Raw genomic sequence first — 15,243 nt, forward strand, 5'->3', positions numbered from 1 at the left:
CTTAACTATTAGCGATTAACGCAAACTTTCAGCCGCTTGTTTAATAGGTGCCAGCAACTCCAAAGGTACGTGAAGCATATTGAGTGAGTGACGTTCTGGGCCTACAGAATCAGAATTGGGGCCATGATAATCACTGCCACCCGTCATCAGTAAACCATACTCAGCGCACAATTTCTTTAAATTATTAATTTCTTTCGGACTGTGGTTGGGATGATAAACTTCAACGCCCATCAAACCAGCTGCAACCAATTCCTTCAGCACTTGCTCAACTTTACCGCCTCGGAACAAGTAAGGATGCGCCCAGACTGGAACTGCACCGCAAGAACGTAACAGAGTAATACCCTCAACAATCGAGAACTTCTCGTAATGCACGTAAGCGGGTTTGTCATCGCCCAGCAAAATGTCGAAAGCTTCCCGCGACGATTGGAAATAACCCGCTTTTACGAGGGCCGTGGCAATATGAGGACGACCTGGTGCCATACCTTCTCCTAACTGGGGTAACTCAATTGGGTAGCCTAGTTCTGCCAATTTCGCTACCATTTCTTGAGAACGGCGTTTGCGTCCTTCGATGCGATCGCGCAAAGGTTCTCGAAGCTTCTGGGCATCAGGATAAAATCCTAAAATATGCAATGAGCAGTCATTGTGAACGGTACTCAGTTCAAGTCCGGGAACAATTTCCAGGTTGTGCGGCTTAGCAGCCGTAAACGCCTCATCCCAGCCATTCATCGTATCGTGATCGGTGATGGCGAGGGCGCAAACTCCAGCATTCACCGCCGCTTCAACGAGTTCGCTTGGGGTGAGAGTTCCGTCTGAGTAAGTTGTGTGGGAGTGTAGTTCTAGCATTCTTTAATTGTAATTATTTCTGCGATTTGCGCTTTCGATGCACCGCACTAGCAGAAAGGTTATCCATCCTGCTAGTAAGCTGAATATAGTAATCCTAAACGAGTTGTGAAATATTTTTTTTGTTTGTAGCGCTTTCTCTTCACGAGAGCAACAGGCATCTTGCCTAAACTTTTCCTTGCACCTTAAAGATAACATAAAAAAGGGTTTTATAACCCTAAGTAAATTGTTATAATCTGCATATTCAATTTTAGACGGAACACATAGATATATACATAGAGTGAGGAAGAAATAATGGAAGAAAAAACCTATTTAGAGCTATCTGAATCAGATTCTAGTTCTCACAAATTTTATGAAGTAATTGTCAACGGTACGGAAGTATCGATTCGCTACGGTCGCATAGGCGACTCAGGACAAACTCAGGTTAAAACCTATCCAACGCCGGAAAAAGCCAAAGCTGAGGCAACCAAAAAGATTAACGAGAAACTGAAGAAAGGTTACGAACAAGCAGTTATGGGAGCGCGAAGTAAACGTCCTGTGACTCGACGGGAAATAAAAAGCGATCGCTCAACTGCAAACCAAGCACCTGTAGTTTGGAAATTTGCCTCTTATTCCCCTGCTTTCGGTATCTTTATTGACAACTCGCGCTGTTGGTTTGGCAATCAAACGGGTCAAATTTTTGCTCTCAGCCATACGGGAATTGTCCAAAATCAGTTTCGTCTTCCTGACGGCGTGAAGTGTATTGTCGCTGATGAAGGCTGGCTTTATGCTGGGTGCGATGATGGCAAAGTATACGATTTGACCGGAAAAATTCCTCGTGTCGCTTATGAAATTGCTTCCAATGTGAATATCTTCTGGCTTGATATCAAAGATGCCATTCTCGGTGTTTCTGATGACACTGGAAATGTTACAACTATCAATCACGAAGATGAGTCTCAATGGACTAAAAAAAGTAGTGGTGAGTATGGCTGGATGGTGCGCTGCGATGAGATTGGTATCTATCACGGTCACAGCAAGGGCGTAACCATGTATGACTGGGAAGATGGAACGAAGATTTGGAATCAAAAGACTCGTGGCGGTGTGCTATTTGGCTGGCAAGAAGAAGCATTTGTATATGCTAGTACCAGTGAGAATCAAGTTTATTGCTTCACCAAGAAAGGGGAAATTAGCACAATATATCAATGTGATGCGCCTGTTTATTCTTGCGCCACTGCTGAAGAAGGTAAATATGTCTTTGCAGGCGACAATTGCTCCTCGATTTATTGTTTTAGTCAACAAGGAGAGCGTCTTTGGAAACTTGCCAGTGGCTGCGGTTCTGCTTTCTCCATGCAGTTTTTAAATGAACATCTCTACATCGTTACCACCGATGGTTCTCTTGCTTGCATCGATGCTAGTGAAGCCGTAATTAAAGCAGCACAAGCGGGTACAGTTCCCCAAGCTATTAACATTAAAGCACCTACCGCCGTTGCCGCAGCGCTTCCTTCTAATACTTTGGAAACAACATCGAACGCCACTCAGGGAGTGATTGTGGAATGTTTCAAAGAAGGCGGGAAGTTAAGAATACGCGCTGTTTCTCCTGGTTACAATCCTAGCTGGAAAGTACAATTTCCTCAGGATATTCGCTCTGAAGGCGTGCGTTATCTGGTGGAAAAGGTGCGCGAATCTTCTCGTGGCGGATTTTATCGTGCTTTTGGAGATATCAAGAAATTGGTTTAGTTCAAAGATATGATTCAGTAGGTTGGGTTGAGCCTACGAAAGGCAAAATTAAGGAGTTACGACTATATTTGTTGGATCGAACGATAGTGAAACCCAACCTACATGACTTCTTCAGCAGACACACCGCTGAAAAAGAATCTTGGATAAAGGATAGTGCAAATAACACAGACACTCTTTGCGTACCTCTGCGTTATCCTTTGCGTACCTTTGCGTTAAAAAATTACTATTGAACTAACCTGCGAATCTTTCCATAAGCGACATAAGATCCGCCATTCTTCGCTTCTTCCACTTCGTCCACAACATAGAGAACGTTTTCTTCTCGAATGTCACGGGGAAAGCGGATGTTGTAGTTAGGATCGTACCCATCGGACACGACTCTGGCTCTCAATTTACTGCCTTCTTTCACGCATTGCACGATAACTCCATCACCTACACTATCAATTGTTTCTAAATCAGCAGCAGAAGCAGGTGCATTCAGCTTTTGTCGTTTTGGACTGGAAGAAGATGTACCATTTTGAGATGATGCGGCGCGTTCTTGTCCGGGTTGCACTAAGCGGCGAATGTTACCGGAGACGCGATAAAAGCTACCGTCAGCAGATAGATTGATTTCATCAACGATGTAGGTGACACCTTCCTCCCGAATGTTACGGGGGAATTGCACATTGAAGTCAGAATTGTAACCGTCAGAAATAACGCGAACTCGCAATTTGCCACTAACGCGATCGCATTTCACCAAAACTCCCGCATCCACACTGGAAACAGCCTCTAAGCTGTTGGCACTTGCAGCAAGTCCGCGCAGTTTTAAGTCGCCGCGATCGCGTGTAAGAGCCTGGTAAGATTGATCTCGCATCTCTTTGCGACTGACACTATCAAACTTTTTGCTCTCCAGGCGTTGTGCATAATAATCCAGTTGTTCCATTTCTTCGGCAACTTCAAAGGATTCATGCAATGCTTTGAGCTTTAAATCCTCGATTGTCTTGCGAAGTTTCTGGGATGCGGCGGTATAATCTCCTTTGTCAGCGAGTGCAATCGCTTCATCTTTTACCTTACCAATCCTCAGCTTACTTGCTTGCTCGACAACCACTGCATTTGGCTGCACGTTACTGGCTGATTCAGCATCAGCAACCGTTATCGTAATGGGGATTTCGTCAGTGAATTCTTGGATACTGCCATCGACAACCGCTTGATATTTATAAGCAATAGTGGCAATATTGGTTACTCCAATATTGGTTTGCGAAAGTATTGACAACTCTACCGCTAACTGCTTGTTTTCTACCTCATAAACATCGCCACAGAAAATTTCCAGGTTGTTGCCAATCGGATTGGATCGGTAGTTGTTGAGAATCCCGGTAATTTGTACAGAATCTTCTGGTTGCAGCGTCACCGTGAGATTTTGCGCGACAACAGACGTGAGGCTTTCTAGTTCAATTCTGAATACATCAGTAGCATCGTCAGGTGATTGGATGAAATAGAAGTTTCCCCCGGCAGCATTTGCCATACCAATGAGCAAATCTTCATTAAAATAAGTTCCAAATCCTAAAGTTGTAGTAATGATTCCTTGTTCGGCTTGTTGTCTTGCAGTGTTAATTAATACTTGAGAATCAGTAATGCCAACATTCGCCTGTCCATCTGTTAATAATAAAACGCGATTGATGCGTTCTGTGGACTGCTGAGATTTGACATTGTCGCATCCCATTAGCCAACCGCCACTCAAGTTAGTACATCCGCCAGCTTTCACCCTACCAATTAGCGAACGAATCGCAGCTTTATCCTGAACTTGCTGGTGCTGAAGAATTGTTTCCGGCGTATCGTCATAAATTACAACTGAAAGAAAATCCTCCGGTGTCAAATATTCCACAAGCCTTTGTGCAGCTTGAATAGCATTCTTAAGTGGCACTCCCGCCATCGAACCGGATCTATCAATTACCACACTCAAATTAAGCGGAAGACGCGGTATTTTGTTGCGGGTTTCTTCTTCAGCCTGGAAACTAACAATCAGGTCTACAACGGACGGAGTAGCGGCTGCAATAAGCGATAGACTCAGGGAGTAAGTTGCTTTCATCTGTAGCGTCCTCTAGATATTTTGTGCCGTTTCTAGCGTTGAGTCGAGAATGCCGTCTTGGTGATATGTGACTTAGATAAACTACAAGAGTAAAAATATAAATTACGGAGTTTTTATAGAGAAAATTGCATATTTCTGTAGTTAAACATAAGTAAGGACATGGCAATGTGCTACCCCTACAGATATATCGCTAACCCACGATAAATATTTTTAGTATTAGTATCTGTATTTATCTCGAATTCGTCGAATTTGCTCTTGAAATTGAGTGCCTTTTTCGGGGTTAACCATAGCAACGAAATTGGCATAACCCTGAAGCGAAGCCATTACATCAGCAGAATTTCCCCAATGCTTACCTTCTAAGCCATCTTTCTCAATCTGAAACAAAGTGGCGCGGAAGCGTTTTAGCTCTTTTTTAGAAATATTGGGTCGCTCGTTTACGACAACACCAGTGACTTCCTGTTGCCGATTTTTCCGCAGAATTCTAGTTTTTTGTTCGTTAATCGCAAACCCTTCGTGAGTCACGATTGACTGGGTGCGCTTGAGAATATTGCAGATATGGCGGAGACTGTCACCAGACGCAGAAAAAGTCAGGTCGTCAGCGTAGCGAGTATAAACAAAACCCAATTCTTCAGCCATTTGGGTGAGGCGGCGATCTAAGCGGCGGCACATTCGGTTAGTAATGGCTGGAGAAGCGGGTGAACCTTGCGGTAAGTGGCGTTCTGTAAGCGCAACATAGTAACTTTTGCCGTCTAATTCAACTTCCTCGACATCCGGTTCGGTACACAGCAACCCAAAAATTGTTGCTGCCGCTTCAGAATAACCTAAAGACCGAAAAAGACCTTTCACTCGCTGATAGGAAATGGAAGGAAAGAAATCTTTTAGATCAAAGTTGATAATTACGTCACGTTTTACGTGAGGTTGAGCATTGCTGACAATAGAGCGATCGCGTCTAAAACCATGAGCTGCATCATGCAGTTCCAGCTTTTCTAAAATATTGCCCAAAATCCAATGCTGCACCTGCTTCAATCGCGGCATTGGTGCGGAAATCAGGCGTTCTCCACCCGTTTTTTTAGGAATCTTGAAGCGGATATAGTGAGAGATTGTGGAAGTCTTGCGGGAAAAAGCCAGAAAGCGCAATTGTCCCACAGTAATTCCCATTGCAGCGGCAATCTCGTAGGGTGTACCGCACAGAGGTAATCCATAACTTCGCAACCTTTCCTCATCGCACTCAGTATAGTTGAGTCCGCCTGAGACATCTTCACCGAGATAAAGGATTTCTCGCTCTTTTCTTTGTCGCCAATCTTCCGCTCGTTCTTGCCGTTCCCGTTCCCGCCGTTCTTTCGTCTCCTGTCGCTTTCGCCGCGACTCGGCTAGGCGTTGCTTGAGTAGTTGCTTGCGAAGTTGCTTTTCCTTGTGAAGGCGCGAACTTTCCTGCCGCAGTTGCTCCAGTTCTCGCCGGATCTCTCCCATCCGCCGAATTTCATCGGCTGGATCTTGCGGTATCTCACCTTGTGCAGGCCAGAACCCATAACGTATCATCTCTTCGAGGATGAATTCCTCTTTGCCCGTTTGTCGGATGCGATCGTAGAGTTCCTGGCGGGTACGCGGCTGATCTGACATATTTGTTGGGGTTGAAGTAGCGATGCCATTTTGAAAATTATAGTACATCTGTACTTAATTGCAATCGGGCAATAATCCATGAAACCTTGAAGGGATGGAGGCTGAAGCTTCTAAAAAAGCATTCCCAGCATCAGTCTGGGAACGAGAGAATATAAAAAAAATACGCGCCGCTATCAGTTGGTTGCCCCTTCGTAAATCCCTCAGGACTAGATTGCTCAACTCAAGCGGTCTCGGTACTACCGGAATCAATTCACTTCATGGAAGTCAAACCGGATTTTCCGGTAGTACCGAATGACCGCACAGTTACGAGCAGGCTAGTGGTGCATGGCTAGGCTAAACGCAAGGACGACGATCCATCGTCCGGATTGCAAGGCTGTTTCCCAACTGATTAGGTGCGCGTAATTCGTCAATATTGACGGGCGTGTTGCATCCGCAACGCCAGAATGTGTTCGCAAGGGCCTTTGTACAGCTTATTCTGTTGATGCCAGTTGCAAGTACATTCTGCGCATATTATACGCTCATCTGCGTCAACTGTCAATGAGGGATTCAAGGTTTTACCCTTGTCTGAAACATTACCTTGCAGAGTAAACGATCTCGTGGCATCGCTGGTAACATTAGTCACCTGCACAGCATTATAAACCAAGAAACGAGTAGCTTTCTCTTCTCGCTCATTGGCAAAGCGCAGGCGTTCCATTGGCAATGGTTCTCGCGTCAGTTCCCGAACCCGGTAGACTTGCTTATTTAAGTCATAAATCGCACGTCCGGCTTGCGTGTAAGCACTTAAAGCACCGAGAACTACGGCACGGTTTAAACCAAGACGTTCCGCAAGCGAGTCGGGACTTTCTACCCAATTCTTCTTCAGCGCCTCGAAAATTTGTTGCTGCGTCCATTTGTCGATGTCGGCGCGGGGTGCCATTAAGTCAAAGTTACCAGATTGCGCCCAGTCGTTGGCTGTCCATCCCGATAAACCGAGGGTAAAAGACATATCGCCTAAGTCAGCGACGTAGAAGGAAGGCATACCCGTACCGAGTAAGTGAACGGTAAACTTTTTGGCGACGGGGATGAGACGTTCGAGGATGTGGAGGCGGCGGCGTCCCCAAACGCAGATTTCTTGTGATTGCGATCCAGTGTAGAGCGATCGCGCACAAACTACCTCAATCCCCCACGGATCGAATGTCACCCGCACGGGTTCCCCAGGTTTAAGATGGTAGCGCATACTGCGAGGCCCTTGTTTTTCCTTGTGGCGACGCAGAACAAAGCACATATTGTAAATATCCATCGGATGCAAATCAATTCGCGTTGCTGGTAAAGACATCGCCGAACTAACTTGCAAAAATCCTCTGACCCAACTATCGGGTAAATCGATTTTGACTTCTTTAAAAGTTTCTTCGCGAGTGGTTTGAACTTCAAAACCAGAGGGTTCTATTTCAAATTTGGTATTTTTGTAACTGCGGATTTTTTGAAACTCGTCGTAAAGTGCCGCTGAGTAATCAATATTAGTGGTACCGCAGGCAAACTCATTTATATTTTGAAAAACCTCGTAGCTGGCACCGAGACGACCATAACTGGATTCATCCTGACTGAAACATTCAAAAAATACTTCATCTGGATGAACTGTAATCACCGGATCGAGAACAAACCAAGCATCGCGGTCTTTTTGATAAAGGTAATCAAAATAGCGGCGTTGTGCCTTATAGAAAGGTTCCCGTCGCTGGTAACTATGTTGGTTTAATTGGTTGAGTTCATCCTGCAACGGCTTGATTTTATTCGCGACTTCTTGGCGTTGTGCGGCGATGAGTTGCCAGTCCAGATCCTGCTGTTTTGCTGCCCATTCTTTATATGCCGTTTTGTCTTTGGGTTTGAACCGCATATCGGAGACGACAACATCATGTAAGGCGCTAATCGCCTCCCGAAAGGCGACATTCTGCCGCAATTCTCCGATAAAATAAGTCGGTTCGCGCTTCGTATCGGGAGAGAAAGACATCTGGGTATTGGAACCGCGATCGCTAACTTCTGTACTTCCGTTGTAGCTGTAGTTAAATTCCATATTTTACCTCTTATTTTTTTGCTTGACTTGGTTATTTCTTAGTGTCTCGGATATAAGTTTTGCGTAACGCGGGTTAAGAATTCTCCCATCTTCTCTGCGCCCTCTGTGCCTAAAGCGCTAACGCGCATGACTTCGCTAAGGCGGTTCGTGAATTCCCTAATTTCTCACTTCCGAAACAGCTTTTACCTGAATCGGTAAGGATATCTGAGGATAAGCTTTTTGAATTTTCAGCATTATCTGAATTGCTGTGGCTTTGTCGCCAATTGCCATCGTCACAGATTGTCGGGTGAGAATTTCAGCTATAATTCGTGCAGCTTCCTCGCTTTTTTGGGCTTCGGTATCTAGAAAAGCAAATATTCTTTGTTTAGCAACTCTTCCGCGATTGACACCGGACAAAACGCTGATCAAGTATGGCGTTAGTTCTCGCAAACGTTGGGAATTATTTACAGCATGGTTTTCTAGATAGTTAGTAGCAAAGGTCTGCATATCCGTTGAGGGATGTTCGCTGAATTTGAGTAGGTATTCTTGTCCATCGATTTCTTTGAAGTTGCGAGTTACTAAATCGCGCCCAAAAGAACGAACATCTTCGCGAATGCTGTCACAGACGCTAACCATTACTTCTGGTGTCCAATCTTCATTGGTGAAATCTGTGCTAAAAATTCTAGATGCAAATTCTCGCGAATCATCCCACTTTGACTCTAGTAGTCGCACTGCTGATAACAATTCTTGGGAGTTGGTGCGGATGCGATTTAAGGTTTTTAAAAACATTTCTCTTGCTGCTTCACGCACTGATAAAATTTCGTGATTTGCCAGCTTGACAATCTCACTTGTCTCGAAGTCGGGGAGAAAGCGATCGCTATTTTCTTGCAACACCAAACCCCCCAATTCCTGGGCGACTGATGATTTAGCGCGAAGAAGCTGCATCGTGCGCTCTTTACTAATATTAGACATCCAGCCGGGGATATCTTCTATCAATAAACCCGATAAATATTTGTGAACGCCTTCGTGTCTTTCTGGGGTAATTAAGACATCAATCAAGTCAGCCGCTAACTCGGCGCTAAAATTGAGTTGATTGGCTGCCAAACGTCGAATCACCGGACGAATTGCGTTACGAATATCAGCGACAGCATTAATTGCCATTGCGACGATGAGGATGCGATCGCTTAAGAGTCTCTCATCAGGTAGTTGTCCAAAAATCCTCAGCCCAATACCCCGCACCGACTCATAAGGAGAGGAAAGAAGTAATTCAATTAAATCTGGCGGTAGATCAACAGCACGAATATCATGATTTAATAGAATTCTTGCGCCTAATTCTTGAATTTCTGGCATCGGGTGATTAAGTAAATCAAGGATTACACCAAACCCCAAATTACGCAGTTGCGGCGCAAAACAGAGCAACAAAGTTTCACTAATTTCTCTTGACCTATCTGTTTGCGTAGGTTCTAGTACCAACACAGCAGCAATGATTCTTCCGATGAGAATCCTGGCGGTTGTATCGCTTAAAATTGATGAACTTAGTAACCTTCGCGCAAAAGCACGGGTATCAGCTTGTTGACTGGTCACTAAACCCGCGATAAAGTCGCTGGATTCAAAAAAGAATTCTCGTTGCTGTTCGATCCAACCATAGGCTTGTATACGTGCTTCTTGAAATGCACAATTAGCAAGAGCCAGGACTAATTCGCTGTTGGGTTGGGCGGGGTTGTAGCGATCGCGTGCCAGTAAAAATCCGAATTCAGCAGTTATTTCGTAGGGTTTATTCAGGAATTTGATTAATGTGTCTGTGTCAAGGCGATCGCAAAATTCTTTGCAGACGCGCAACGCTTTAACTGCAAAATGATGCACCAGACGACAATCACTTTCTATTAGTAACTGTACAAGTGCTGCTGGGTTTTGTTGCCAAAGTTCGGGAAAAGCTTCTTCTCTTACTTGCGGTTCTGGATCTCCCGGTTTGTAACCGTCTCGGCAACGCCACGCTTTATGATGGGAGGTATAGCGGGGACTGTTTTCGTAGAGAATATGATTAAAAATTAGGTAGCCTGCATAAGTATCCCACCCTCTAGTAAAGCTTTCGTAGGAACGGCGTTGTTGGTTCCATCTACTGAAAGTTGACTGCTTGGTTGGTTGATCGTCATCATCCGAATACTGTAGGAGAATATTGACTGCAAGATTGATATAATTAGAATCGCTTTCTTCACCCAAAGTTTTAAGAGTTCGCCAAACTCGCCGCCGCAAATATTCGCGAGTTTGTTGGCTGTAAGCTTTATTCGACTGCGGACTCTTGAGTTCTTCGGTGTGACGTTTCCCGGTACTATAATATTCGCGCTTCACCGAGTCCCATTGCCAATCCGTTCGCTGATTATTAAACGTCCCCGGTTCTTTCTCAAAGGCATAAGCAAGAATGCCAAAAACTTCTGCATCATGGCGATATTCAGCCATTTTGAAAATATGGCGAATTCGCTGGAAGTAGTTAGATTTAAAAGGTGTTTCGCATAAAATATTGAGTAGTGCTGGACGCACGTATTGGTTATTGATTTGATAAATAGTATCGAGGACAGAAAAACGCCTGTAATCGCTACTATTTAAATAATCGCGAAGTGCAGTTGTAAATGCTTCTGATGTTCCCGTTCGGGCTAAATCGCGCAATTCCGAGGGCAGTTGTTCTATCTTCTCAGAATGCATCTGCCCTTGTGTCTGTTCATCTGATAACTTAAATAGGGCTTCCCAGGCGATGCGGCGGACGAATTCAGCAACAGATTTATGCTGGGAAAGTTCTCTGACGAAGGGAATTGCATTCTCATCTCCGCACCAACCCAATGCCCAAGCGATGCAGTAATTTCTCAAAGCTTCGCCAGTTCTAATGAGTTGAATTAACAACGGTGTGGCTTCTCTAATTTTAAGTTCTCCAGCCCGCCAAATTGCCCGTTCCAGAGGCCATTTTCTATTGTCCCGGTTTGCCAAACGGTTGAGGATGGCTTGGTGGCGTGGGTCGCTGGTGACTGGTATATTACTTGCAGTTTGGACTGGTGCGGGTGCAGCCGCCTCGCTAACCGTCCCGGCGGTGACATCCCGATAGCCCTTCTGAATTTGGGAGTCAACCAGCTTATCGAACAGTCGCTGCGCTGGAGCTAATGGCAAAGCCTGAACCGTCTTTGTACCTTCCTTCAGAGTTGCGCCCCGCCTTCCATAGCGGAAATTGACTAAATAACGGTTTTCACCAGTTTGACAGAGATCGACTTCGTAGACTTTATCGGAACTCCCGGCTTGATAGATCAGCGTAGTCCTTTTGATTAGTTCCATACGATCTCAACTCTTGGGATCTAAATAGTATAAATGTACTATATAATAGCTGACTTACCAGCAAAGGATCAAATTAAACCTCAAGCGGTACCGAGGGTAAGGAATTTTGCCCCAAAGTAGCTTGATGCAGTAGAAATGCCTGATATCAAATTCGTAAAATTGCCCATAGTAATCTACCAGACATGATATAAATTTTTTTTCTTTTTAGTCTTGCCTGCGAATTATTTTATCAACACATTTAAAACACCTTAATTTAACAGCTTATATCCTTAATTAACTGCACCGGAATTTCAATTATAAACTCTGCCCCCTGCCCAGGCAAAGAATTACAACGCAGTTCCCCTTTATGCTTTTCCACTACAATCTCATAACTCGTCACTAATCCTAAACCGCTCCCTTGACCTACAGGCTTAGTTGTAAAAAAAGGATTAAATAAGCGCGATCGCACTTTCTCATCAATGCCAATACCATTATCTTTAATTTGAATACTTACAGTCTTATAGGCAGTTAACTCGGTCTTAATCCAAATCGTCGGAATTGATGATTCAGTGATACCTTTTTCCAGCCCAGATTCTATAGCATCAATAGCATTATTCAACAAATTAAAAAAGACTTGATTAAGCTGACTAGCATAACAAGTAACCAAGGGTAAATTTCCATATTGTTTGATAACTTTAATCTCTGGGCATTTTCTTTCTTTCCTGAGTCGATGCTGCAACAATAATAAAGTGCTATCAAGCCCCTCATGGATATCTACAGCTTTAATATCTGATTCATTCAGGCGCGAGAAAATGCGTAAGGCAAGAATCATTGTAGAGATACGCTCCGCCCCCGTCTGCATTGAACCCATAATTTTTTTGATATCTAAACTTAAAAAATCTAAATCAATCTCCTGAATTGCTTCTTGAATGGGAATACTGGGGTTAGGATATTCTTGCTGATATAAATTAATCAAATTTAGTAAGTCTTGGATATATTCGCTTGCAGGCTCAAGATTACTAGAAACAAAGCCAATAGAGTTATTTATTTCATGAGCCATCCCTGCGGCTAACTGACCTAAACCCAGCATTTTTTCTTTTTGAACCAATTGTGCTTGAGCTTTTTTAAGCTCGGTTAATGTTTTTTGAAGCTGAGTATTTTGCGCTTGCAGCTCATTTTGAAGATTTTTAATTGTTAGTTGATTTTGAATTCTAGCTAACACTTCTTCAATTTTAAAAGGTTTGGTAATATAGTCTACACCTCCAACTTTAAAAGCTTTAACTTTATCCATTACATCATCCAAAGCACTTAAGAAAATCACGGGTACAGAGCTGGTTTGAGAATCCTTCTTCAGAAGTTCGCATACCTCATAACCGCTCATTTTTGGCATATTAACATCCAGCAAAATTAAATCAGGAGGAACGGTTTTCACTGCGGTTAATGCCATCTGCCCATTGGTAGATTTCCGAACGTTATACCCCTCGTCTAACAACAGAGAAGATAAAAAGCGAAGGTTGTCCGGTGTATCGTCAACTATCAGAATGTCTGCTTTGAAGATAGTATCCGGTTTGTAATTCATTGTAGTTTTATGTCGAGTTTAATAAAAGTTTTGTCAAATATTATTCGCTAATAATTTTAATTATATATTCTCAATATCTATTTATGGGATTCTCTCTTTTCTCTTTGCGGAGTGTTCTTTATGCCTGTAGTATTTCGTTTTTAAAAATGGCTTTCAAAAATTAGATAGGATTAGTATAGGAGTTCTTTATAATTTTTAACTACATTGAAAGACTATAAATAATTAACAATTTAACTACCTTAGCATTAACTCAATTTTACTCATGTTTTACCACTGAGTAGCCGATTCAATTAAATTTGTTGCGTTTTTGCCATCTAAAGGTTTAGAAAACAGATATCCCTGACCAAAATCGCAGTTTAAAACTCTCAGTTGCTCTAATTGTTGCGCTGTTTCGATGCCTTCGGCGGTTACACTCATTTTTAGAGCCTGCGCAATATTCATAATTGCTGAAATAAGCCCTAAATTGTCTGATTTTCCATCTAAAGAACTAATGAAAGAGCGGTCAATTTTAATATTATCAATAGGGAAATTATGTAAATAACTTAAGGAAGAATAACCTGTGCCAAAATCATCAATACACAACTGAATTTGGCGTTCTTGAAGTTGCTGAAGAATTACTTTGATAGGTTGAGAATTCTTCATGATGACACTTTCGGTAATTTCTAACTTTAAACTTTGGGGATTAAGCTGCGTTTCTGCCAGAATTTTATCAATTTGCTCAATCAAATCTGGCTGGGCAAATTGCCGCGCTGAAAGATTGACACTCATGGTGAGGGGATAATCAGTGAGCCTTTGGTGATTCCATTGCTGAAGCTGATAGCAAGCTTCTCGTAAAACCCAGTTACCAATAGGGTTAATCAAACCTGTTTCTTCTGCTATAGGAATAAACAAGATTGGAGAAATTAACCCTTGTTGAGGATGCTTCCAGCGTACCAGTGCCTCAAACCCAACAATTTTGCCTGTGGTGAGGGCAACAATTGGCTGATAGTGGACGATAAATTCTTGTTGATTGACAGCTCTACGCAGGTCGTTTTCTAGTTGTAAAACTTGAATAGCAGCATTGTGCATCTCCGCGTCAAAAATTTGGTATTGACCTTTTCCTAACGTCTTGGCACGATACATAGCGGTGTCCGCATCCCGCAATAAATATTCTGACTGCTCGTAATTAAGATTACTTAGAGTAATACCAATACTGGCATTGATAAAAACTTCTTGTCTTTTTAACGGGAATGGAAGAGAGAGGGCTTTAAGTATTTGGTCTGCTACCAAAGTTACACTGTTAATATTTTCAATTTCTGTTAAGAGAATTGCAAATTCATCACCACTCAATCTAGCCAGAGTATCAGTTTGGTTTAGAGATGCTTCTAAACGACGAGCAAGGGCGACCAACAGTTCATCGCCCACGAAATGACCGAGGGAATCATTGACAACTTTAAAGCGATCGCAATCGAGAAACAACACCGCAAACCGATAATCTGGATGTTGCTTGGCATGTTTAAGCGCTTGTTCTAAGCGCTCCATGAATAAAAATCGATTGGGCAAACCCGTCAGAGCGTCATAGAGAGCCATTTTCAGCAGTTGCTCTTGCAGAAGCATCCGTTCAGAGATTTCTCGCTTCAGTTCCTGATTAGCTAGTTCTAACTGATGAGTACGCTCTTTAACTCGCTCTTCAAGTTGGGCATTAATTTGTTGGTTTTGGATTTTTGCTGCTTTCAGAGTTAGTTGGTTCTGAACGCGGGTTAAAACTTCTTCAAGTTGAAACGGCTTAGTGATATAGTCTGCGCCACCGACACCAAAGGCTTTTACTTTGTCAAAAGCATCACTCAGAGCGCTCAGAAAAATTACGGGGATTTCCGCAGTTTTCGGATCTGCCTTTAGATGTTTACAGACTTGATAGCCATCCATGCTGGGCATCATAATATCGAGCAAAATTAAATCTGGCACAACACTTTGCACAGCCGTCAGCGCCATTTGCCCATTCAACGCCTTGCGAATGTTATACCCCTCTTTGGTCAGCATCTTCGAGAGCAAGCGCAAGTTTTCTGGTGTGTCATCAACGATAAGGATGTCTTCTTTAGTCATGCCCATCCCAAGAGAATTCAT

At 43.2% G+C, this 15,243-nt stretch carries 8 protein-coding genes; 1 reads left to right on the forward strand and 7 read right to left on the reverse strand.

The annotated features are described in order from the left end of the window. Window positions 1-15: 15 nt before the first annotated feature. Complete coding sequence (locus NDI42_RS14005) at window positions 16-843, reverse strand: PHP domain-containing protein (RefSeq protein ID WP_190453574.1); 828 nt, start codon at window positions 841-843, stop codon at window positions 16-18. A 288-nt stretch (window positions 844-1,131) separates the two neighbouring features. Here NDI42_RS14005 and NDI42_RS14010 point away from each other — a divergent pair, with 288 nt between their 5' ends. Continuing rightward, entirely contained in the window at window positions 1,132-2,556 is a 1,425-nt protein-coding gene (locus tag NDI42_RS14010; RefSeq protein WP_190453705.1) for a WGR domain-containing protein, read from the forward strand. A gap of 223 nt (window positions 2,557-2,779) precedes the next feature. Here the strand turns inward: NDI42_RS14010 and NDI42_RS14015 are convergent, their stop codons facing one another. The 6 genes from NDI42_RS14015 to NDI42_RS14040 all read right to left on the reverse strand — a co-directional run bounded on the left by NDI42_RS14015 (window position 2,780) and on the right by NDI42_RS14040 (window position 15,243). Further along, complete coding sequence (locus NDI42_RS14015) at window positions 2,780-4,618, reverse strand: vWA domain-containing protein (protein ID WP_190453576.1); 1,839 nt, start codon at window positions 4,616-4,618, stop codon at window positions 2,780-2,782. A gap of 216 nt (window positions 4,619-4,834) precedes the next feature. Beyond that, complete coding sequence (locus NDI42_RS14020) at window positions 4,835-6,238, reverse strand: reverse transcriptase domain-containing protein (RefSeq protein WP_190453710.1); 1,404 nt, start codon at window positions 6,236-6,238, stop codon at window positions 4,835-4,837. 406 nt (window positions 6,239-6,644) lie between these two features. After that, window positions 6,645-8,285: an SWIM zinc finger family protein gene (locus tag NDI42_RS14025; RefSeq protein ID WP_190453578.1), complete on the reverse strand. Its 1,641-nt coding sequence runs from the start codon at window positions 8,283-8,285 to the stop codon at window positions 6,645-6,647. 156 nt (window positions 8,286-8,441) lie between these two features. Further along, window positions 8,442-11,582 carry a HEAT repeat domain-containing protein gene (locus NDI42_RS14030; RefSeq protein WP_190453581.1) on the reverse strand — a complete coding sequence of 1,047 codons (3,141 nt, stop codon included), beginning with the start codon at window positions 11,580-11,582 and terminating at the stop codon, window positions 8,442-8,444. Window positions 11,583-11,835: 253 nt separating this feature from the next. Beyond that, entirely contained in the window at window positions 11,836-13,140 is a 1,305-nt protein-coding gene (locus NDI42_RS14035) for a sensor histidine kinase (protein ID WP_190453584.1), read from the reverse strand. A 267-nt stretch (window positions 13,141-13,407) separates the two neighbouring features. Further along, window positions 13,408-15,243 carry an EAL domain-containing protein gene (locus NDI42_RS14040; protein WP_190453587.1) on the reverse strand — a complete coding sequence of 612 codons (1,836 nt, stop codon included), beginning with the start codon at window positions 15,241-15,243 and terminating at the stop codon, window positions 13,408-13,410.

This window comes from Funiculus sociatus GB2-C1, assembly GCF_039962115.1.
Taxonomy (GTDB): Bacteria; Cyanobacteriota; Cyanobacteriia; order Cyanobacteriales; family FACHB-T130; genus Funiculus; species Funiculus sociatus.

Coding starts and splice junctions, on each gene's coding strand:
- NDI42_RS14005 (WP_190453574.1), bottom strand. CDS start 843: ATGCTAGAACTACACTCCCACACAACTTACTCAGACGGAACTCTCACC.
- NDI42_RS14015 (WP_190453576.1), bottom strand. CDS start 4,618: ATGAAAGCAACTTACTCCCTGAGTCTATCGCTTATTGCAGCCGCTACT.
- NDI42_RS14020 (WP_190453710.1), bottom strand. CDS start 6,238: ATGTCAGATCAGCCGCGTACCCGCCAGGAACTCTACGATCGCATCCGA.
- NDI42_RS14025 (WP_190453578.1), bottom strand. CDS start 8,285: ATGGAATTTAACTACAGCTACAACGGAAGTACAGAAGTTAGCGATCGC.
- NDI42_RS14030 (WP_190453581.1), bottom strand. CDS start 11,582: ATGGAACTAATCAAAAGGACTACGCTGATCTATCAAGCCGGGAGTTCC.
- NDI42_RS14035 (WP_190453584.1), bottom strand. CDS start 13,140: ATGAATTACAAACCGGATACTATCTTCAAAGCAGACATTCTGATAGTT.
- NDI42_RS14040 (WP_190453587.1), bottom strand. CDS start 15,243: ATGAATTCTCTTGGGATGGGCATGACTAAAGAAGACATCCTTATCGTT.